General features: G+C 50.0%; 11 protein-coding genes and 1 tRNA gene. 6 read left to right on the plus strand and 6 right to left on the minus strand.

The window, feature by feature from the left end; translation table 11 throughout:
• Positions 1 to 233 precede the first annotated feature (233 nt).
• The 3 genes from AB1611_19645 (at position 234) to AB1611_19655 (ending at position 3,451) form a co-directional block, all read left to right on the plus strand.
• Positions 234 to 683: a Fur family transcriptional regulator gene (locus AB1611_19645; GenBank protein ID MEW6381796.1), complete on the plus strand. Its 450-nt coding sequence runs from the start codon at positions 234 to 236 to the stop codon at positions 681 to 683.
• 385 nt (positions 684 to 1,068) lie between these two features.
• Positions 1,069 to 1,752, plus strand: a complete 684-nt coding sequence (locus tag AB1611_19650; protein ID MEW6381797.1) for a peroxiredoxin — start codon at positions 1,069 to 1,071, stop codon at positions 1,750 to 1,752.
• Between the two features lie 277 nt (positions 1,753 to 2,029).
• Positions 2,030 to 3,451 carry a multiheme c-type cytochrome gene (locus tag AB1611_19655; GenBank protein MEW6381798.1) on the plus strand — a complete coding sequence of 474 codons (1,422 nt, stop codon included), beginning with the start codon at positions 2,030 to 2,032 and terminating at the stop codon, positions 3,449 to 3,451.
• A 67-nt stretch (positions 3,452 to 3,518) separates the two neighbouring features.
• Here the strand turns inward: AB1611_19655 and AB1611_19660 are convergent.
• From AB1611_19660 to AB1611_19685, 6 genes are all read right to left on the minus strand, one after another.
• Positions 3,519 to 3,594, minus strand: a tRNA-Ala gene (locus AB1611_19660).
• Between the two features lie 132 nt (positions 3,595 to 3,726).
• Positions 3,727 to 5,118, minus strand: coding sequence for a TolC family protein (locus tag AB1611_19665; GenBank protein ID MEW6381799.1), 1,392 nt, complete (start codon positions 5,116 to 5,118; stop codon positions 3,727 to 3,729).
• On the minus strand, positions 5,115 to 6,143 hold the full coding sequence (locus AB1611_19670; GenBank protein ID MEW6381800.1) for an HlyD family efflux transporter periplasmic adaptor subunit: 1,029 nt from the start codon (positions 6,141 to 6,143) through the stop codon (positions 5,115 to 5,117). Before AB1611_19670 ends, AB1611_19665 begins: the two co-directional genes overlap by 4 nt.
• Positions 6,133 to 6,831, minus strand: coding sequence for an ABC transporter ATP-binding protein (locus AB1611_19675; GenBank protein MEW6381801.1), 699 nt, complete (start codon positions 6,829 to 6,831; stop codon positions 6,133 to 6,135). Before AB1611_19675 ends, AB1611_19670 begins: the two co-directional genes overlap by 11 nt.
• A gap of 17 nt (positions 6,832 to 6,848) precedes the next feature.
• Entirely contained in the window at positions 6,849 to 7,976 is a 1,128-nt protein-coding gene (locus AB1611_19680) for an ABC transporter permease (protein MEW6381802.1), read from the minus strand.
• Positions 7,977 to 8,111: 135 nt separating this feature from the next.
• Positions 8,112 to 10,139, minus strand: coding sequence for a prenyltransferase/squalene oxidase repeat-containing protein (locus tag AB1611_19685; protein ID MEW6381803.1), 2,028 nt, complete (start codon positions 10,137 to 10,139; stop codon positions 8,112 to 8,114).
• A 265-nt stretch (positions 10,140 to 10,404) separates the two neighbouring features.
• Here AB1611_19685 and fabD point away from each other — a divergent pair, with 265 nt between their 5' ends.
• From fabD to AB1611_19700, 3 genes are all read left to right on the plus strand, one after another.
• A complete protein-coding gene (gene fabD, locus AB1611_19690; GenBank protein MEW6381804.1) occupies positions 10,405 to 12,711 on the plus strand; it encodes an ACP S-malonyltransferase in 2,307 nt (768 codons plus the stop codon).
• A gap of 30 nt (positions 12,712 to 12,741) precedes the next feature.
• The gene (locus tag AB1611_19695; GenBank protein MEW6381805.1) at positions 12,742 to 14,142 is read left to right on the plus strand and encodes a polyketide synthase; all 1,401 of its coding nucleotides are present in this window, start codon (positions 12,742 to 12,744) and stop codon (positions 14,140 to 14,142) included.
• 19 nt (positions 14,143 to 14,161) lie between these two features.
• Positions 14,162 to 23,195 (plus strand): SDR family NAD(P)-dependent oxidoreductase (locus AB1611_19700; protein MEW6381806.1); only part of this gene is annotated, 9,034 nt, incomplete at its 3' end.

The raw sequence follows: 23,195 nt of genomic DNA on the forward strand, positions 1-23,195 counted from the left end.
TAAGTGCCATTCAAACTAAATGCCAATCTAACCATTTAATCTTCTTCCGGCTTCCAACTCTTGATTCCTGGCTCTTCTTGCACCAAAGTTTGAACAAAATTTCTATTGTACGGGCAGTAAGGGCCTATCAGCAGTGGAGATGGAAGAACATGGCAGTGAAGCGGTCCTATCGATAAATCGGGTCCACATGAAAATCAATTGACTATTAGTAATAGTTATGATATAGTAATGGTATGAACAGCTCAGATAAAAGTCCTCTCCTGAGTATCTTTAAGGAGAAATGTAAAGAACATCATCTGAAAATTACCCCACAGCGGATAATTATTTATGAGGAATTGCTCAAGGCCAAGGACCATCCTTCAGTAGATATGGTATTTCAAAAAGTAAGAAGCATACTGCCCACCATATCATTTGATACTGTATATAGAACGATGTCTACCTTTACTGAAGTTGGAATTATCGAGATTGTGGAGGGGTACAGCGGAGTAAGACGTTTTGATGCGGATGTAAGTCCTCATCACCATTTTATCTGCCTGCGCTGCAATCGGATAATCGATTTCTGGGATAAAAATTATAATGATCTCCCGCTTCCCCAAAGCATGGAGGCGCAGCATGTGATATTAAAAAAAAAGGTTATCCTTGAAGGCATATGCAACCAATGCAGGCAAGGCCAAAAAGAATAAAATTTCGCTCTCATATATCAGTCACCATATCTTTCTCATTAGGAGCCAGGAGTCGGAATCCAGAAGAAGGTAAAAGAACTCTTTATCCAATGAAGTTTTTTTACCTTCTTCTGACTCCTGGCTCCTGACTCCTGACTCCTGGCTCCTCTTTTAAAACGGTGTGATGTCTAATATATATGAGCGAAATTTTTTTACTATTTTATTTGTAATCATTACTATCTACTAACAATTATTAAGAAGATGATATTATTTGAGTTACCAGATAATTATTCAGGTATCTCACCGTTCTCTTCCCTGTTGAGGAGAGAGAGCCAGCAGATAGTAACATGGTTTGTTTTTACTTTGGTTTCAGGAGAAGAAAAAATAACTTATCAGGAGGTTTATCATGGATTGCAGAGAAAATGATGTTCATATCCCCATTATTGGGGAAAAAGCCCCATCGTTCAAAGCAGATACCACCCAGGGAGTTATTAACTTTCCCGATGACTACCAGGGGAAATGGGTTATCCTGTTTAGTCATCCCGCCGACTTTACTCCGGTATGTACAACCGAATTTATGACTTTTGCCACCATGGAAAAAGAGTTTAATGACTTAAACTGTAAGCTCATAGGGCTTTCAATAGACAGTATCTTTAGCCACATTGCCTGGCTGCGGACAATCAAGGAAAAAATAAAATATAAAGGCATGGAAAATGTTGAGGTCAATTTTCCGGTGATTGCTGATTTGAAAATGGAAGTCGCCAGAGCATATGGCATGATTCAGCCTGCGGCGAGTACCACACAAGCTGTCAGAGCGGTATACTTTATCGATCCGGAGGCCAAAGTCCGGGCACTTATTTATTATCCACTTTCAAATGGAAGGAATTTTCAGGAGATTAAACGGCTCCTCATCGCCATGCAAACTTCAGATAAACATCACGTTGCAACACCAGCGGATTGGCAGCCGGGTGATGATGTCATCGTGCCCCCGCCGGGAAGCTGCGGTACTGCCAAAGAGCGGGTTGACAATGCTGAAAAGAAGGGGTTTAAATGTCTTGACTGGTTTATCTGCTTTCGGTCTCTGACCTGATTTTCAGCCTGTACTGATGAAACACCGGGGGTGGGACAGGAACCTCCCGCCCCTGGAAACCGGAGGGAAGGTGGAGTGAGAAAATCCAGCCTGATCGTGTCTCAGGACTGTCTTTGCTGCACGTTGTAATTTAATCATTAAGATGCTTGTTATGAGGGAATAGGATATGAGAAAAATCTCTCTGAGTATTATCTTGATTACTTTGATTGGGTATTTTCCCTTTTTGTTTTCGTCTCTTTGCCAAGCAGCCGATAGTGAAGAGCTGAATAAACCTGCCGTGAAATTCAGTAAAGAAACCCATCGGTGTTTGGGATGTCACCAGAATGTTACTCCCGGAATAGTGCATGACTGGGAAACGAGTTTACATTCACAAACAACTCCTTCTCAGGCATTTTTGAAAACAGAACTGGAAAGAAGAATATCCGCCAAATCGGTACAAGACGAACTGTCGAAGATAGCGGTTGGATGTTACGAATGCCACAGCCAGAATCAGGATAAGCATCCTGATAGTTTTACCCATTTTGGCATTAAAATTAATGTCGTCGTCAGCCCGAACGATTGCGCGGTTTGTCATCCTGTTGAGGCGAAAGAATATAGTTCCAGCAAGAAGGCATTTGCCTTCAGCAACCTGGAGAAGAATCCTGTTTACAAGGCGCTGGTTGACACGGTTATTGGATTAAAAGAGGTCAACAAAGGGGCGGTAGCCGGCGGATCAAAACCATCGGACCATACCCGGAGTGAAACCTGCTATGGATGTCATGGAACTGAAGTAAAAGTGATTAGAGAGAAAGGAATTTTTAAGGAAAAATTCAACGTTACTGTCCCTGATTTATCCAACTGGCCAAATCAGGGTGTCGGGAGAATAAATCCTGACGGCAGCAGAGGCTCATGCAGCTCATGCCATCCCCGGCACAGTTTTTCTCTGCAAACGGCCAGAAAACCTGATACCTGTGCTCAGTGCCATCTTGAGCCGGATGTACCTGCCTGGAATGTTTACAAGGAAAGTAAGCATGCCAATATCTACAGTTCGCACGAGAAGAGCTGGAATTTTAAGAATGTGCCATGGGTATTGGGAGAAGATTTCACCTCACCGACTTGCAGCGCCTGTCACAGCAGTTTAGTAACTGATTCCCGTGGAAATGTTGTTGTCACGCGAACTCATGATTTCGGGGCCAGACTATGGGTAAGAATATTTGGCCTTGTCTACTCCCATGCTCAGCCAAGATCAGGAGAAACCCATATTATCAGGAATAAGGATGGGCTGCCGCTTCCCACAAATTTTGGAGGGGAACCGGCAGAATCATTTTTAATTGATCAGAAAGAACAGACCAGGCGGATCGCCAATCTCAGTTCGCTCTGTATTTCATGTCATAGTACGAGCTGGACAGAAAAACACTTCGACAAGCTTAATTCCACGATAGTCGAGACAGACCGGATGGTGAAAAGTGCTACCCTGTTACTGGTCAATGCCTGGGAAGAAAATTTGGCTGATAAAACCAATCCCTTCGATGAAGTAATAGAATCTCGATGGATAACGCAGTGGTTGTTTTATGGAAATTCTATCCGGTATGCTTCAGCCATGAGCGGGGCTCCGGATTATGCAACTTTCAAAAATGGCTGGTGGAATATGACGACGAACCTCAAGGAGATGGAAGAATGGATAAAAGTGCACCGGCTTTTAAAGAATAAAGTAAGATAAACTGAAGATGTGCTGAACACAGAAAAAGAAAGGGGATTACAGTGATCCTGTAACCCCTTGATTTTCATGGTGGAGCTGATGGGATTCGAACCCACGGCCTTTTGACTGCCAGTCAAACGCGCTCCCAACTGCGCCACAGCCCCGCTTTTTCTAATTAACCGTGAATTATACTCTATCATTTTACTAACGAGATTGTCAACTTTTTTAACATGAGACCATCGATTCAGAAGACAGACCCAGGGAAAACAAGTCTGTTTAAGAGTGCGAAAACCCCATTAAGACTTCGGCTTATAAATTTCCTTCGTACTGAACCATTCATCATGGTAAAATGAAATGGAAGTCTCAAGGCGAGCGAGTGCAATATCCAGATCAGCCACAGCACCGATATACTCGGTGTATACCCTGGCCAATTCAGTCTCCATTTCGGTTATATCTATCGGCTTGGCCTTCCCTTCCGAGAATTTATCTCTAACCGTATCCAGTCTGCATTCAGCAGCCGCAAGCTTTTTTTCCTGTGCCTGTATCAACTTCTCCTTCTCTTTAACTGTCATCCAGGCCTCTTCAACTTCTGTCATAATCGCTCTTTGGAGTTGCTCATGCTTATATCTGAGGCCGTCTCTCACAGCCTTTGCCCGGATAACCTCTGCCCGTGTCTGCCCCCATTCGAAGAGTGACCAATCCATCCAGGCACTCACTATCACGACCTGAGGTCTGTCTATCCTGGTTTCTTTCTGAAGATTGTAACTTCCTTTCAGGGAAATATGAGGATAAAATCCGCTTTCTTCCAGTTTAATGTTCTCTTCCGCTGACTTGACTCTTAACAGAGAGATCGCTAACTCCTCTCTATTCCTCCGGGCAGCTTCTTTAACCTCCTGGAGAGATGCGGTCAAAGATCCATTGAGAAGCCTTCCCTGGAGAGAGATTTCATCACCCTCCTGACTCTCCTGATCTTTTTGCCCTCCTTGCGCTTCCTGATAGACCATGAGCTCTTTTAACCTGCGAAGGGCCAGATTTTTCCTGTTCCTGGTTTGATAGCAGTCAAGCTCGGCAAAGGCTAAATCAGCCTCAACCTGCAATATGTCTTCTTTCGGTATATATCCTTCGGTGTATTGTTCCTGCAAAATAGTAATCCTTGCCTTTTTTGATTCGAGTAGCTTTTCCTGAGTTTCCAGGCAATATTGCTCTCTCAATACCTGGTAATAGCTCTTTTTGACGTCAAGAACAAGCAATTGCTGCTGCTTTTCAATCTCGTACCGTGCTTCCTGGCTCATGAGCTTTGATCTTTTGAGAGAGTGGGTTAGATACCCGCCGGTAAACACAGGCTGTTCAAGAACCAGATTGACGCCGTAGGTATTTTGGTTTTCAGTGGAAAATTTAACATTTTCGGGCGGAATTCCCGGTCCAAAGACATGGCGTTCAAACAGGAAATAGTCAGACCTGTCACGAAACGAGTATCCTCCCTGGAGTCTCATCGACGGCAAAAATTCCGTACGGGAAATCTTTACCTCCTGGCTTTTTGAGAAGGCATCCATCCCGTACGCCTTCAGATCATTATTGTTTTTCAAGGCGAGTTGAATACAATCCTGCAGGGTCAGCTCGATCGGGCATGCATCGGTTATGAAAACCAATAAGGCTATTACAGCAATGGAAAGAACTATTTTCTTCATTTCAGGAATCTCACGGTTACGGTCATGCCATTCTTAAGCCCGGAAGGATCGTCCAATCGGGCATATATATCCTGAGCCTTGACATCATAGGTTGCACCTGGATCAAAAGTCCTCAAAGAATGCCTTTTTAAAACAGGAAACAACTTATAAACCTTTCCCGGATATTCCCTGCCGGGGTAGGCATCGGTAGAGACTGCTACTCTCTGTCCTGCCGTCACTTTACCGATATCGGCTTCTTCAAGTTCGGCCCGTATTCTCAACCTGTCCGGATTTATGAGCTTCATCAGTGGAGTGCCGGGATTTACGATCTCCCCCGCATCCTGATATTGTTCGGCGACAAGTCCATCTATGGGGGAGATGATAGTATAATCTTCCAGCAATGCCTGATAATAACTCAATTCCGAGTTGGCTTTTTCAACCGCGGACCTGGCCTGCTCGATCTCTTCATCCCGTGTCCCTTTCAGAAGCTTTTTGAGGTCAGCCCTGGATACGGCAAAATTGGCAGCAGCTACCTGCATCTCTTCTTCCGCCTTCTCAAGGGCTACCAGCGTGGTCGCTTCCTTCTGATAGAGTCTTTTCTGCCTTTCATACTCTTTCCGGGCCTTTTCGGAGATGATTCGTGTACGCTCCGCATTGCTTTCGGCCATCTCGATGTCTTCCTTCCGGGAGCCTGTCTCAAGCTCTCTCAGGCGTGCTCTGGCCTCGTTCAGCATCGCCTCTGCCAGTTTGATCCTGGTAATGATTTTCTGATTATCGAGGATTATCAGAATCTGGCCCTTCCTGACCCTGTCTCCTTCATGAACCCTGACCTCTGAGATGCTGCCGGCAACCAGGTTGCTCACCTCAATTTCTTCCTCACTTTCCACGATACCCTTGGCAGCAACGGTTTCATCCTTGCCTTTTGCATCCACGACCCTTTCCGTAACCACGTTCTTTTCCAGCAGTCTCGGACTGATTATGGCCAGGCCGACAGCCAGAACAGACAGACCGGCGAGAATCATGATGCCGAAGCGGCTATTTTTCATGGTGCCTCCTCTTGTCTTCGACTATTTTTCCGTCTTCCATAATCAGGATCCGCTCAAAGAGAGTATCCAGCCTTCCGTCATGCGTTGCCACGACAACGCACTTCTTTTGTTCCGTGGCGATCTTTTTCAGGATCTCCATAATCCTCCTTCCGTTTGCAAAATCAAGATTAGCAGTAGGCTCATCAGCAAGAATGATCGGTGAATCGGCAGCCAAAGCCCTGGCCACAGATACCCGCTGTTTCTGCCCGCCGCTCAGATCGCGGGGAAGAAAATGCATTCTTTCTGACAGGCCGACATCTGAAAGTAAACCCTGAGCCCTCGCATCTGCCTGTGCACCCTTCATTCCCTTTAAATGAATTACCAAAAGGACATTTTCAAAGGCTGTCAGGGCCGGAAAAAGGTTGAATCCCTGAAAAATAAAGGAGAGATATCTTCGTCTGATCTGCGAAAGCTCTGACTCCTTCAGGCAGGTAATGTCTGTGCCGTAGATTTGAAGAGACCCCTCCGTGGGACGCAGTATACAGCCAAGCATCGAAAGGAGAGTTGTTTTTCCACTGCCCGAAGGACCGAAAAGACCGATCACTTCACCCTCGTACAACTGAAGGTTCACTGATGAAACAGCAGTGACTTTATTCGATCCTTCAGTATAAACTTTCGTCAGGTTGGCTGAGGTTATACTCATCTTCATCTCTTCTCATCCCTTCTCTAATCCCTGAAAAGTATTGCCGGGTCTATTTTTTTCACTTTTCTTACGGAAATAAAAGCCGAAGAGAGGCACATGAAAAGGGTCAGCACAAACATCAGCATGTTTACCCATACCTTTACGGCCACGACCAGGTCCAGAGCTTCATAAATCTTCAGGGAAGCCAGGGTAAGTCCGAGGCTCAACAGGTATCCCAGGATTGCATTAATGAGTGCCTGGGAAAATATTATCCGGTAGATATCCGAATTATCCGCTCCCAGAGCCTTGAGCGTGCCAAATTCTCTGATATGCTCAATAGTGGAATTGTAGATGGTCTGACCCACGATGAGGATGCCGATGGAAAGGCTGATGAGGATAGACATAAAGAAGGCAAATCCCGCGCCGGTTTCAATAGTCCAATACATTCGGGTCCTTCTGCTGAAGTCCCATTTCGAATAGATATCGACCCCTTTGAGCCGCCTTTTCAGGTTCTGAATCACCTCATCCACGGAATACCCGGGCAGGGCTTTGGCTATGATGAAAACGGTACTGTCAGGACCGAGCATGCCAACCAGCTTTTGCGCATACTGGTAAGAAGTAAAGATGATCGGAGCGGTAGTGACCGATTTGACTCCCTGGGATATACCGGCGATCTGAAGCCGCCTCCAGAGTACTTCCCGATAATCTCCGACTTGTGTCTGCCCGATTCTTTTCATGGCCGATTCATCTACTATGGCAAAATTGCCATTCTTGACCGCTTCTGCACACCCGGCCTTCATCTTCCATGGACCTCCAACACCGGTGTCGGGATTATAACCGACTATCTCCACCTGCTCGGTGCCCCCTTGTTTTTGCTTGATAACTCCCCAGGTAACAATCAGGTTCTCAGCCCATTGGACACCCTCCGTGGATAGGACCTGATAATAAAGGTATTCCGGAATGGGTTGAGAAAAGTCAAAATTCCTGATATTTTTGGAAGTAACCCATATATCGCCGGGAGCATGGTCGATGATGGTCGATGATGTCTCCATTGAGCCAATGAAAATACCAATCTGAGCAAAGATAAGGCTTATGGCAAACACAATGCCAAGAAGAGTAATAAAAGACCTTACCTTGTTATAGAGCATAATTTTGAGTGCAACATAAAACATAATGGCGAGTATCCGGCAATCTGATTCATCAGACTAAGGTTTCATCATAACCTGCCCTTTTCCCCTGGCGACAGGTACTATAATTGATCGGCGGTCTCCTCTGCTCATAGCTATAAGTAAAGAGGGAGAAAATCGCTACTCTCCATTACTGGCCCGCGCCTCTACCAGATTCAGGAATTTTGCCAGGGTATGGAGAGGTAAATAGGTAGAAGATAATTCATAATTTCCCCACGTATAGCCCACCAGCATGGTCCCTAAATATTCCTCGTCTCTCCACGACCCGTCCGGAAGCATGGTATTGATAAGATATTCGATGCCCCTTCTTACCTGCGGGCTCGATACCTCTCCAGCGGCAAGAAGGCCATCGAGCACATGGGCTGTCTGCACGGCGGTACTTTCCCCCACTCCGATATAGTTCGGATCAAAATAGGAATCCGCGCTTTCACCCCATCCCCCATCGGCGTTCTGTACGCTTTTCAGCCACTTGATTGCTCTTCGAATGTAAGGCTGTGCCGGATTTTCACCAGCGGCCGCAAGCCCTTGAAGCACCTGGCCGGTGCCGTACGTACAATTTACTCCCCATCTGCCTTCCCAATAGCCGGGAGGTTTCTGTTGGCTCTTGATAAAACCGATGGCTTTGGAGATCACAGCCGACCAATCTTTTTGTTTCTGATATCCCAGATTCCCGAGCGCTAAGATCACGCGGGAAGTTACATCAGCATTACTCCAGTCGAAAAAGAAGGTCATATTGACATCAAGGAAATCAAAAATGAGACCTCCTTCCGGGTTCTGAGCATCTAAAGGATGAATCGTATTTTTGTCAAACGAAGCCCATCCTCCATCGGCATTCTGCATGGATATTACCCAATCGACGCCGCGGTGTACGGAATCTCTGATGGCCGTCAGATTCTGGTCGTCGAGCATAGAAAAAGCATTCAGGACGATTGCCGTATCATCATTGTCCGGCATCCAGGTGTTATCATGTTCGATTCCCCATCCGCCCGGTTTCCCTTCCGGATTATTATGATACCATTCACCATAAATCATGCTTTGCCTGGAGAGCAGGTAAGCGACTGCTTTTTTCACCGCAGGGTGTTCGGACTCTATTCCGGCTGCAAGTAAGGCTTGTAAAGTATAACCCGTGTCCATTATCGGAGATTGGCAAAATGGCTGGTAGATCATGGTATCGGTTTCTTCCTGAATCAGAACTATTCCTTCCATGCCTTTTTCAATCACCCCTTGAAAAGATGGATCCCGCGTGGACTTCAGAGCCATTACACTGAGCATAGTGTTCATGGCTATACCAAACCAGTTCCCATCCACCTCCTGCCTTTCGAGAAGATAGTCCAATGCCTCCTGCTGTTTTCCCCCTTTCTTCGGGGGAATCTCAATCACACCTTCCTTCGGGTCTTTGATGAAAATTTCCCTGATTCCTCGCTCTTCAGGCACTCGAATCTTATAGTAGTTTTCGTATAGGACCATTAACGGGATCAGGCACGTGTGCGCATACCCTATCCGGTAGAGGAATTCTTCATGAACAAGCGCATCGGTGTTTGCCTGGATCATTTCATTCCAGGGCACCTGATCGAAGAGGGCTAAAAAAACTTTGATTTCTTTTTGTACCGACTCAGCCCCGCCCTGAGCGAGAATGAACTGCCTGGCCCTGACCATTCTTTCATCATCCGCACTGAGGCCAGCCAATTTCAAGGCCAGGTAATTGTCAACCGCAAGAAAAAGCACACTTGCTCCCCCTGGATACATACTCCACCCGCCATCGGCCTGCTGCTCTGCAAGGATGTAGTTAACCGCCTTCTGCTGTCTCACCTCATCTACCATACCCAGGTAATGCATTGTCATGATGTAATACGCGGTAAAGGAGGTATCGGTCTTTAACGGACCCCGCCAATACCCTTCCGGTGCCTGCCGGGAGAGAAGGTAATTTACCCCCCGGTTCATGGCTTCGCGGACATGGTGATAGTTTTTACCAATGATTTTACCATCAGCGCCGGTGGTTATTCCTTGCCCGGAAATACCATCATGGCCCCAAATCATCGTTTTCTCCTCAATGTCCAGGCTATTGAAAAGAGCCGTTTCCCGGGTTTTACAGCTCGATAATACCAGGAAACTTATCAGTAAAAGAGCCAAGCTCAATCTTCGATCCATTTTGTAATCCTCCTTGATTTCCCTAACCTGACCTCTTCCTAGGATCGGTAAAAAAAACAAAAAAATATACAAAGCCGGAACGCTTATACAACGAAGAAAAAATTTTCTTTCTATGCTGTACAGATGACTAATTCTTATCAAAATTCACGATATAATCATGTAACCGAAATTGTATCTTAAAACCAAATTACTGTCTGAGAGTGGAATATACAGAACCGGGGGTACCCCAGGCCAAGAAATCGCAACAATAGAGAGAGGCAAGAAAATGGCAACATTTGTATTTCCAGGGCAAGGTTCGCAAAAGAAAGGCATGGGGGATGGGCTTTTCAATGACTTTCGAGAGCTCACTTCACAAGCGGATACTGTTTTAGGCTATTCTATCGAGGAGTTGTGCATCCAGGATGCCGGCGGGCATTTGGGTCAAACTGATTATACCCAGCCGGCCCTGTATGTAGTCAATGCCTTTACTTATCTGAAAAAAATTGCACTTTTGAGCCGAAAGCCGGACTTTGTTGCCGGTCACAGCCTGGGAGAGTATAACGCTCTTCTGGCGGCAGAGGTTTTTGACTTTGAGACCGGCCTGCGGCTGGTGAAAAAGCGAGGCGAATTAATGAGCCGGGCTCTTGGCGGGGGAATGGCTGCGGTAATTGGCCTGACCGACAAAAGAGTGGAGGAACTGCTCAGGGAAAACCATTGCGATACCCTCGCTATTGCAAACTATAACGCACCGTCTCAAGTTGTGATTTCCGGCCCCAAGGCCGAGATCGATCAAGCCGGATCGATTTTTGAAGCTGCCGGTGCACGGGCTTATATTCCTTTGCGGGTAAGCGGGGCTTTTCATTCTCAATTCATGGAAGAGGCCAGGGAGAATTTTTTCAGCTTTCTGGAAGAGTTTGAATTTTCCGGGCCGAAAATACCGGTTATCTCCAATGTTACGGCCAGGCCATATACAAAAGAAGACATCAGGCAGCTGCTGGCTGATCAGATTACCCATCCGGTCAAATGGACGGCGTGCATCCGCTATCTGCTCGGACAGGGAGAGACGGAGTTTGAGGAGATCGGTCCGGGGACCGTATTGACCGGCCTGATCCAGCAGATAAAAAAAGAAGCTCAGCCTCTTGGGGAGGCCGGTCAGCAGGAGAGACGGGAGAAACAAAAGACAAAACAGGCCAGAGCGGAAGAAGTCTGGCCGAAAATCACCGCCGCCTCTTTAGGCAGTGAGGAGTTCAAGCAGGACTATAACGTCAGGTATGCCTATGTCACCGGCGGGATGTACCGGGGAATAGCCTCGAAAGAGCTGGTAGTGAGAATGGGGAAAGCAGGATTGATGGGCTATTTTGGCACCGGCGGCCTGGACCCTGGTCAGATAGAAGCAGCTATTCACTATATCCAGCGGGAGCTGAAAGACGGGCAAGCCTACGGAATGAATTTACTCTCCAATATCATCAATCCGAACGTGGAAGAGGAAACGATAGATTTATTTTTACGGCATGGGGTGAAGAATGTCGAGGCAGCAGCCTTTATGCAGATCACCCCGCCGTTGGTAAAATACCGGCTGAAAGGGCTCAGCCGGGATGCCGGGGGTAACATTGCCATCACCCACAGAGTACAGGCCAAGGTATCACGGCCTGAAGTGGCCCGGGCTTTTTTGAGTCCGGCCCCTGAACATATCGTACGAAAGCTTCTGGCCGAGAACAAGATTACCCGGGAACAAGCGGACCTGTCCACCAAAGTGCCTATGGCCGATGACCTGTGCGTAGAGGCTGACTCCGGCGGGCATACGGACCAGGGGGTAGCCTATGTCCTGATGCCAGCCATGATGAGGTTGCGGGATGAGCTGATGGATACCTACAAGTATCCCAGACGAGTGAGAGTCGGTGCCGCCGGGGGAATCGGCACACCGGAAGCGGTTATGGCAGCTTTTATGTTAGGCGCGGATTTTATCCTTACCGGATCTGTCAATCAATGCACCGTCGAGGCTGGAACCAGTGGAGCGGTCAAGGATTTATTGCAGCAGATAAATGTCCAGGATACCGATTATGCACCGGCAGGAGATATGTTCGAATTAGGAGCCAAGGTTCAGGTTCTGAAAAAAGGGGTATTTTTTCCCGCCAGAGCGAACAAGCTGTATGAGCTGTATCGCCAGTACAATTCCCTGGATGAAATAGATGAAAAAACAAAAAAGCAGATTCAGGAAAAATATTTTCAGCGAAGCTTTGAAGACATCTATAAGGAAACCAAAGCCTATTTTTCACAACACTACCCCCAGGAGATCGAAAAAGCGGAACGAAACCCCAAGCATAAGATGGCCCTGGTCTTCCGATGGTATTTTGGACACACCACGCATCTGGCTTTGAGCGGCAGTGAAGAGCAGAAGGTGGATTATCAGGTACACTGCGGCCCTGCTTTGGGTGCTTTCAACCAATGGGTCAAAGGAACGCCTCTTGAAAACTGGAGTAACCGGCATGTAGATGAAATTGCTGAAAAACTCATGCAGGAAGCAGCAGAGCTGCTCAATCATCGCTTTCAATCGCTTTTCAAGAGATCATCGTATCCGGGGGAGGCTCGATAGGCACCAGGAAGAGGAGTAATAAGGAGTAATATGGTTTGGATACGGGAAGGGGAAGGCAGTAATGAAGCTCAAAGCATTGGGCTCAAGATACGTACGGCAGGGAAAGCACAAGGAAAGGTGAAAGGAAAGAAGGGGGAGAGAAGAAGAGATGTTGCAGTTATCGGGATGGCTTGCCGGTTTCCCGAAGCCAGGGACTACCATGAATTCGGTGATAATCTCCTTCGGGGGATCAATTCCATCCGGGAGATTCCTCCTGAGCGATGGGATATCAACAAGTATTATTCTCCCGATATCGAGGAACCGAATAAAAGCGTCAGCAAGTGGTGCGGGCTCCTGGATGCCCCTGATCAATTCGATCACCACTTTTTTGCTGTCTCTCCACGGGAAGCCAGGAGCATGGATCCCCAGCAGAGACTGCTCCTTCAGGAAACCTGGCATTGCATAGAAGACTCAGGGGTCCCCCTGGCAAGTCTCCAGGAGAAGAGGACATCGGTATATGTCGGCGTTATGGCCAATGACTATTGTCAACAGGCTATGACCAGGAATCTGGTTATTGACGGCTATGCCTGTCTGGGCAGCTATGATTGCATGCTGGCCAACAGAATCTCGTATGTGTTCGGCTTGCGGGGTGAAAGCATATCGGTCGGGGCCGCCTGCGCCTCCTCATCGGTGGCGATCCACCAGGCCAGGCGTTCTTTGATAACCGGGGAAAGTGATTACGCCCTGGCCGCAGGGGTGAGTCTGGACCTTCATCCGTGGAAATATATCTCTTTTTCCAAATCGCGGATGCTCAGTCCGGACGGGCAATGTAAAACCTTTGATAAGGACGCCAACGGGTATGTGCCGGGGGAGGGAGCAGGAGTTCTGCTGTTGCAGCCTCTGGAGGAAGCGATCCGTGCCGGAAACCATATCCATGGAATAATCAGAGGTTCGGCAGTCAATCATGGCGGACAGGCATCATCGATCACTGCGCCACGGGTCAGAGCGCAAAGGGATGTCATTCTGGCTGCCTATGCGGATGCCCGGCTCAGTCCGGAGGCAGTGAGCTATGTGGAAGCACACGGGACCGGTACTTCACTGGGTGATCCGATCGAGATAGAGGCCCTGACGCAGGCATTCCGGGTTTATACGGACCGGAAACAATTCTGCAAAATCGGCTCGGTCAAAACCAACATCGGGCATCTGGAAGCTGCGGCAGGAATCGCGGGTGTTATCAAGGTGCTGGTTATGATGAACCGGGGCAAGATACCCAAGACGTTAAATATCAAGATATTGAACCCTATTATCAATTTTGGGGAATCTCCCTTTATGGTAGCTGACAGCCTGAGTGATTGGCCGGGGAGGGAGAAGGGTCTGGCCATCCGGGCCGGTGTCAGCTCATTTGGCATGGGAGGGGTAAACTCCCACATCGTGCTGGAATCTTTCTGGTGAGAACAGATATTTTTCATCCATGAAATCAGAGCGCAGCAAATCGAAAATCAACCAGGTCACGGGCTCGGACCCGTCCCGGGAGGGATGCACCAGTCATCCCTTTATCCTTTCTGCCGGATCCAGCCAGAGTCTGGAGGGCTTGATTGCCAGGTGGAAGGCTTTTGTTCGAAGCCCCGAATACGCCAGAGCCCAGCTCCAGGATATCTGTGCCACCCTGATGACCGGAAGGGAGCCTTTTTCGTATCGATGCGGTTGTCTGGTAGCCAGCAAAGAGGAGATAGAGGCGTTTCTTACCAAAGTCATCCTCCCTGTTTCCAAGTGCAGCACACCAAAATGGTGCCTTCGGATCGGCAGGTTCTCATGGACCGGTTTCGAGAAGGTCCGTCCGCTCTTTGCCCTCAGAGACTGCGGATTCATTCCTGCCCTGATAACCGGAGAGAGTACCGGCCTAATTTTGAGCCTGGCTGCCAGTGGCATGGTGAAGTTAGACGATGCCCTGGCCATGCTCAAAAAGTCAAAGCCAAAGCAGCTTGATCATCTTGAGCTTACCCGTCCCGGTTGTCCATTTTACGACCCCCTTGCCGGACAAACCATTCAGCCTTTCCTGATGAGTGAGTCCTACATCCGCTTCCTGGTCGATGGATATGACCTGCCGCACGAGGTATCTCAATCCTCGGTGAATAAGGCCAGACTTTTAAAGGAATGCCAGTTCACCTTCAAAAAGTTTCTGGCAGACTGGGACCTTGTGCTGAAAAAATCGGGGCTGGAAATCGGGCAGATGCTCTTTGACGATGAGCTTCTCTCACCGGCATCCGGGGAAGAATTCAGAAAGAAAAGACTGCTCCTTCTTTCGGCTGTCATGAGCTGCCTGCTCAAGCTTGATCAAAAATGGAGCTTAACGCCGCCAAAGCAGGCAGGCGAGCCACGGTTTTATGAACTCGTGGATCTTATTCTCGATGAGGTACTGCCCAAAGAGGCAGTGGTGGAAATTTTCCTAAGCCAGGAGCCGGATTTTGCCAGGATAAGCCGGATACTCAACCAGCGGCAATCCTCTCTGGATTTACGCAAGCCCTATACCTGTCTCAGAGAGCGCAATCAAGGTCTTACTGAAATTGCCGATCCGTATGACTGGCTGAATAAAGCTCTGGACATAAAGCCCCGGGTACCTGGTGTCGGTGAAGATTTTGTCTTTCTGGAATTCGGGGAATTGAGCGAACCCGCTCCCCCAAATCGTTCCGTCATCATGGACCTGTCATTGAATCCAGGGGAGAGCTTCAGGCTGACCCTGCTCCAGTTGTGGCTGCACGGGGCTTCGATAGCATGGCCGAGGCTCTATCCTGAAGGGACGTTTGGCAAAGTACCGCTGCCTGCCTATGACTTTGACCGGAAATCCTTCTGGCTGTCTGATAAACCCCCTGAGCAGGATAACCTTATGGATGCAGCCGGGCCTCATACCCGGCAGGTTTATTACCATAAGCCGACCTGGGTCCGGCAGGCTCCGCCGGTTTTGAATCAGGATGGAAGCAGGCGTGCTGCTCTTGTATTTATCAATGACCATCCTCTGGAAAAGTCATTAGCAAAGCAGACAGCCAAGGCATACCGCAAGGTTTTTTCCATTCAGCAGGGGCCTTCTTTTGTCCGGAAAGGGCCGGACTCCTTCGAGATCATGGCCCAAAGAGAGCATGATTATTCGGAGGTCATGGGCCTGATAGCCGGAGAGATGGACGAGGGAATCGAGGGTTACGATATCCTGTATTTATGGTCTTACGAGTCTGAAGCCACGCCTGCGAATGACGAGAAGGAGCTTGCAGAAAAACAGGAAAAAGGGGTGCAGGGTCTCTTTTTCCTGGCCAGGGCCCTGACCCGCCTCAAGATAAAGACTTCGATAAAGGTGGTGATCGCTACCTGCCAGAGCCAGGTGGTCAGACCGCAGGACAGGGGAGAAGGATATGGTTACGGTGGCCTTTTAGGCCTGGCCAGGACCATAGGGCTGGAAAATCCCAGGGTAAAAACAGCCATTATGGATTTTGCCGCCGGGGAGCTTGCCGCAGATGAGATGGCCGCGATCCTGGTGAGAGAGGCAATGTCCCCACAATCCGCAGGTATGGTGGCCTTCCGCGGTAAAGATCGATATCAGTGGACGATTGAGCCAGTCTCCCTGGCACAGGAGGAGCACGGTGAATTTCTCCTGAAGGATAAGGGGGTCTATCTGCTTATTGGGGGCGCAGGCGGCATCGGCCTGAAAATAGCTGAGATGATCACCCGAAAGGTCAGAGCGCGGCTGGTTCTGGCGGGAAGGTCGGAGCTGGATTCCCTGAGGCGGGAAAAGCTTGTGCAGCTTCAAAGCAGGGGGAGTGAGGTTCTTTACTTATCAGGGGACGCGGCCAGCCGGAAGGACATGAAAACCATACTCAGGACCATCAAAGAACGCTACGGTGAGCTTCATGGGGTGATCCATGCCGGAGGAGTTCTGGAAGACAGGCTCCTGCTGAATAAGGACTGGCCATCCTTCCAGCGGGTGATGTCCCCCAAAGTGCAGGGGACCTGGATCATAAACCAGCTCACCCGCAAAGAACCGCTCGATTTCTTTGTGGTTTTCTCTTCCGTGGCATCTGTTCTGGGCAATCAGGGGCAGGCGGACTATGCAGCGGCCAACAGCTTTATGGATGCCTTTATTCAGTATCGAAGCCGCAATAATTTTCCGGGCAAAAGCCTCAGTATCAACTGGACGCTCTGGGCTGATGGGGGAATGGGGAAAAATCCTTCGGCAGTCAGGGCCTTTGCCGGAAAAACAGGGATCATTGACAGCCAGGCAGCCTCAATGGCCTTTAGTCAACTCCTTCATGGGCTGCAGGGCCAGTATATTGTCGCTGCAAATCCCGATTGTTTTCCGATAGAGAAGGAAAAAGTGTCCCCTTCACGCATAGCTGTGGGCCTGCCATATTCAGACCTTCAGAACACTCTGGCAGAGCTTTTGGCTGCTGTCCTGCACCTTGATCCGAAGGAGCTGGATAAGGAAACTGACCTCCGGGAGTTTGGCCTGGACTCTCTTTCCCTGACTGAATATGCAGAGCGGATCAAGGCCAGACTGGGTGTCGATATGAATGCCGCCCTGCTCTTTGAGTATACGACTATCAGGGATATTTCAGATTATTTGCACGGGCAGTGCGTACCTCAGCCAGCAGGTGCTTGTTCCGAACGGGATAACCAGGAGAAAGAGGTGAGGGAGGCCGCTCCTCAGGACATTGCGATTATCGGTATGAGCGGCCGCTTCCCTGGTTCCCGGAACCTTTCCGATTTCTGGAAAAACCTCAGTGAAGGACGGGATTGTATTTCCGAAGTGCCGGCCGACCGCTGGAGATGGGAGGAGTATTTTGGCGATCCCCGAAGAGATGAGGATAAAACGGATTCCAAGTGGGGCGGTTTTTTGGATGATATTCGATCTTTCGATGCCGGATTTTTCGGCATTTCACCCCGGGAGGCAGAGCTCATGGACCCTCAGCAGCGACTTCTGCTGGAAGAGTCCTGGCATGCCATAGAAGATGCCGGCTATCCGCCCTCAGCTCTCTCCGGCACGAGGACCGGCGTATTTATCGGTGTCTGCAACGATGACTATAACGAACTGGTGCTGAAAAGCGGAGTCAGGCTGGATGCGTATACCTCTACCGGCTCCTACTTTTCCCTGATCCCGAACCGGATCTCATACTTCCTGAATATCCACGGGCCGAGCGTAGCTGTCGATACGGCCTGCTCAAGCTCTCTGGTAGCCATTCATCAGGCCATTCAGGCCATCAATAACCGGGACTGCGTAATGGCTTTGGCAGGAGGAGTAAACATCTGCTGCACTCCCCGCCGGCATATCTCCTTCAGTCATGCTGGCATGCTGTCCAGCGACGGACGCTGCAAGACCTTTGACAAAAAGGCCAATGGATACGTCAGAGGCGAGGGAGTCGGGATTATCTTCCTGAAGCCTTTGGAAAAAGCGAGAGAGGACAACGATCATATTTATGGAGTCATCAGGGGAAGCGCGGTGAATCATGGCGGCCTTTCAAACTCCCTCACAGCTCCAAATCCCAATGCTCAGGCAGAGCTGCTCATCAGCGCCTATGAGAAAGCCAAGGTTGACCCTGCTTCGATAACCTTTATCGAAGCTCATGGGACCGGCACCAGTCTTGGAGATCCCATCGAGATCAACGGCTTGAAGAAGGCTTTTGAGGAGCTTTATAAAAGGTGGAATAAGCCGCAACCGGAGAAAGCCCATTGCGGGTTGGGTTCGGTGAAGACGAATATCGGCCACCTTGAACCGGCAGCAGGGATAGCCAGTGTCATCAAGGTGTTACTGTCGATGAAGCATGGAATGCTTCCTGCCACCCTCCACTTTGATGAGCTTAACCCGTATATTCAGCTTGAAGGAAGCCCCTTCTATATCATCAAAGAGAACCTGTCCTGGAAGAACCTGAGCACTGATGACGGAAAGACAATACCACGGCGGGCGGGAGTCAGTTCTTTTGGCATTGGAGGGGTCAATGCTCACATGGTGCTCGAAGAGTATCTTCCTCCTGTTTCGCAACGAAACCGGGTGGAGCGGGATGAGCCGATTCGAAACCCGCAGATCATTGTGCTCTCAGCCAAAAATGAGGAAAGGCTGAAGGCTTATGCCGAGCAGATGCTGGTTTTCTTAACAACTCCTCCTGCCTCCGGTTCATCAGATGAACCTATCAACCTATCTGACCTTGCCTATACCCTGCAGGTTGGCCGGGAAGCTCTCGAGGAGCGCCTGGCACTTTTGGTATCGAGCCGGGAGGAATTGCTGGAAAAGCTCAGCCAATACTGTCAGGGTAAATTAGCCGTCAGGGACATCTATACGGGGAATATAAAAGCAACCAGGGCTAAAGTAGGACATCTGGTGACCGGAAAAGCGGGCAGAGAGTTTGTTGCAGAGATCATTCGTGATAAAGATTTCTCCACCCTGATCCAGCTTTGGGTATTGGGGGTGGAAATAGACTGGAAGCTCCTGTATCAGGGCTCCCTGCCAAACCGCATCCCTCTTCCCCTCTATCCGTTCGCTCAGGAAAAATACTGGATTCCAGCTTCCGGCACAAGCCCGGCAGAGGGCGGCCTCCGGCCCCTCCCGGATAAGCCCGATAGCCCGGGGCAGATAGCCAGGCTCCATCCCCTGCTCGATAAAAACGTTTCCACCCTGCGGGAGCAAAGGTTTTCAACCATGCTGGCGGGTGATGAATTTTTCCTGGCAGATCATGTGGTAGACGAGCAGAAGATATTGCCGGGAGCAGCCTACCTTGAAATGGCCAGAGCAGCAGGTGAGCTGAGTGGAGAAAAGAGGGTCCGCAAGCTGGAAAACATAGTCTGGGTACGGCCGATCAGTCTGTCCGGAGCGCCGCAGGAAATGCACATCAGCCTCTATCCGAATCAGGATCGGCCCGATCGCCAGAATAAGGTCGAGTATGAGGTGAGCACAACTGACGAGTGCAATCAAAGAATAGTGCACGCCCAGGGGAAGCTGGTCTATGAAGACCCTTCCGGCATCGATGCTGCGCCCGGCTTTCATGAAGCCAGCTATCCCTTGACTATCGATATCAAAGCTATCAGGGAACGGTGCCGGACTTCGATGGGAATCGCAGAGTGTTATCAGGCATTCCAAGCCAGAGGGGTGAAGTATGGCCCAAGCTTTCGGGCCATCAGGGAACTGTTCTCCAATGGAAAGGAAGCCCTGTCATATCTTGAGCTGCCGGCAAACTTAAAACCCGAATCCGCGGAATTTACCCTGCATCCTGTTTTAATGGATGGAGCGCTGCAAACAGCAGCGGCACTCATGAGAAGCAGGGAAGCCGGACCGGATAACACCTACCTTCCTTTTGCTCTGGGTGAGGTAGAGATCTTACGCCCCCTGCCCCAGGCATGCTATGTACATGTAACAGAAGAGAATCAGCACCTGACTAAACCACCCGTGACGAGGTTTAATCTCCATCTTGCGGATAAATCCGGCCAGGTACTGGTAAGGATGAGGGATTTTTCCCTGCGGGCACTCAAGCACACCGGCTCTCAGAAGGAAGCCGGAAAATCGGGGAATGAAACCACCCGGATGTCCCCGATGTATTATCACAGCGTATGGAAGCCGTCGGATCCCGATTGTGCAGCAATTCCAGCAGGATTAGATCGCGGGCTGTCAGGGATGGTGGTAATTTTTGACATCAATCAGGATGTGCGAACAGCCCTGGAAGAGAGGCTGAAAAGAGCATGCAGGGACTGTCCGGTAATTCTGGCAGTGCCGGGAAAAAGCTTCCGGAAGCTGGGTGATCGGATTTATGAAATCAATCCCGGACACAGGCAGGATTACCTGGAATTCACTGAATGCCTTGATGCTCACAGTATTCTTCCGATAACTATCCTTCACTTGTGGGCAAAGAGTGACCCGACGGATATCCCCTCATGTCTTGATTCCAGTGCCTATTCAGTACTCTACCTGAGTCAGGCCCTGATGGCCAAAAAGCCGCAAGACAAAATCAGGCTGCTGTACCTCTACCAAAGCCAGGACGAGGCACCCCATCATGCAGCTATCTATGGATTAGCTCGAACCATTCACCTGGAAAATCCAAAATTTACCGGCAAGACGGTGCATATCCGGGCTGCATCCGGGCAGGCTCTCGCTGCATCAAAGATAGCCGACATCATGATAGCTGAGCTTATGGCTGAAGATACGCCTGCGGTTGAGGTTCGTTATGAGCACGGGCACCGATTCGTCAAGCGCTGGCAGGAACTTGAGCCTGACCGGGAAGTGAGTCCTGATCAGCAGGCCACTGCCCTCCTGAAGGAAGGCGGGGTGTATGTGATTACCGGAGGACTGGGGGGGCTGGGATTCATCTTTGCCCGCTATCTGGCCGGACAGGTGAGAGCAAAGCTTGTACTGGCTGGCCGCTCCGATCTGAGCACCAGGGGGCGGGATAGACTCACGGAGCTGGAATCCCCGGGAGTTGAGGTAATCTATGTCAAAGCTGACATAGCGCAGAAAGAGCAGGCACAAGCGCTCATGGCCAAAGCCCGGCAGCGCTTTGGCAGGATTGACGGGATTATTCACAGTGCCGGTATCCTGCGGGATTCCCTGCTGGTCAAAAAAACCCGGGACGAGATGGAAGCTGTTCTTGCTCCCAAGGTATATGGCACGGTGTATCTGGATGAGGCCACCGCTCATGATCAGCTCGACTTTTTCATCCTGTTCTCATCAATAGCATCGGTGACCGGCAATGTGGGGCAAAGCGATTATGCCTATGCCAACAGCTTCATGGACAACTTTGCCGCAAAGCGTGAGGGCCTGCGGCTAAAGGGGGAGCGCTCTGGCAAGACCCTTTCTATCAACTGGCCGCTGTGGCAGGAAGGCGGCATGAAAGTCGATGAACAGACCGAGACTTTCCTGGCCAGGACATTGGGCATTCAGGCACTCCAGACGCAAGACGGGATTGCGGCCTTTGTCAGGGGGTTAGCCTGTGAAGGCAATCAGATGCTGGTAGCAGGGGGGGATCGCGACAGGATACACCGGGTGCTTGGGCTGAGGGAAGATATTCCAGGATTGAGTAAACAGGCCCTCCCGTTGGCAGACCCTTCGGATATCATCGAGACAGGCAAGAGCCGGATAGACGGGGAGGCTTTACGGCACAGGCTCCAAAGGGACCTACAGAAGATGGCTGCCAGTATTCTCAAAATCAGGGAAGCTGATATCGACCCTGAGAGTGAGCTGAACGAGTATGGATTCGATTCCATCAGCCTGACTGAGTTTGCCAACCGGATAAACGAAAAGTATGACCTGGAGATCACACCGGCCATTTTCTTCGAGTATCTTTCCCTTGATTCACTGGTCCAGTATTTGAGCCAGGAGCAGGAATATAAGGACAAACTCATCCATTTCTATCAGGATAACCTGAATGTGGTCAGCCAGGCGATCAGCCGGGCGGAAGAAGCCGATGATGCCGCCCTTGTGGAGATACGGCCCAAAGAGGAGACCAGGCCGAGATTTCATGCTTTCGGTCTGGAAGGGGTGCAGCAGCAGGGTACAAGCCAGGATACAGCCTTCCGGCAGCCTTCCAGTGAGCCGATAGCCATTATCGGCATGGCCGGGGCCATGCCCCAGTCGGAGGACCTTGAGGCTTTCTGGAAGCATCTTAAAGAGGGCAAGGACCTTATCACCGAAATCCCGCCGGACAGGTGGGACTGGCGGGCCTATTATGGCGACCCGGCTCGGGAAGATAATACCACCAATGTCAAATGGGGCGGGTTCATGAAAGATGTGGACAAGTTCGATGCCGCCTTCTTTGGCATCTCCCCGCGGGAGGCAGAGCTCATGGACCCCCAGCAGAGGATTTTCCTCCAGACAGCATGGAAGGCCATTGAGGATGCAGGCTATAAACCTTCCGACCTTTCCGGAACCAGGACCGGGCTTTTCGTCGGGGTAGCCAACATAGACTACCAGGAGCTTCTGCGGGATCATGGGGTGAATATAGAAGCCCATACCTCGACCGGCAGGTCCCACTCGATCCTGGCCAACCGGATATCCTTCCTGCTGAATCTGCACGGCCCCAGCGAGCCGATCGACACTGCCTGCTCAAGTTCTCTGGTGGCTATCCACCGGGCAGTGGATGCCCTCCGCACCGGAGGCTGTGAGATGGCCATAGCTGGCGGAGTCAATGTCATCCTGAGCCCCACCCTGTATATTTCCTTTACCAGGGCAGGCATGCTGTGTGAGGATGGCCGGTGCAAGACATTCGATAAGCGGGCCAATGGCTATGTCAGGGGTGAAGGGGTAGGAGCCATCCTGCTCAAGCCCCTGAGCAAGGCACAGGCAGATAACGATCACATCTATGCCCTGATCAGAGCCACAGCGGAAAATCATGGCGGGCATGCCACCTCACTGACAGCCCCCAATCCCAATGCTCAGGCACAACTGCTGGTCAGTGCATACGAGAAGGCACAGATCGATCCTGCCACAGTCAGCTATATCGAAACCCACGGGACAGGAACCAGTCTGGGTGATCCGATCGAGA

Source organism: bacterium, from assembly GCA_040755755.1.
In the GTDB taxonomy this organism is placed as follows: domain Bacteria; phylum SZUA-182; class SZUA-182; order DTGQ01; family DTGQ01; genus DTGQ01.